The sequence below is a fragment of the Gilvimarinus sp. 1_MG-2023 genome, from assembly GCF_030548285.1.
On record NZ_JAUOSC010001308.1, the window covers coordinates 1 to 255 of the forward strand.

Annotated in this window: 1 pseudogene; it reads left to right on the forward strand. The window is 53.7% G+C overall.

The features are described from left to right. A pseudogene (locus tag Q4563_RS21090) lies at positions 1–255 on the forward strand (hypothetical protein); the annotation flags it as partial.

A 255-nucleotide genomic window follows, 5' to 3' on the forward strand; every position in this document is an offset into this window, starting at 1 on the left:
ATGGCCATCAGCAATCACCTGCTGGAGCAAGCGCTACGCGAGATCGAAGCATTATCCAAGACCTCACAGACAGCAGCTGGGGAAGCTGAGCCGACCTACAAGGCGAGCGATGGCCTCATTGATGCACTCAATGAGGTGTTTGCCCTGTTCCGGATCAAGTACCACAATCAGTATTACAAGGCCGAGAGTGACTCCTCGGTATTGGCGCAGCTTAAAAAGCTGGGGCTGGAATCCCTGGTGAGATTTGAGCCAGAC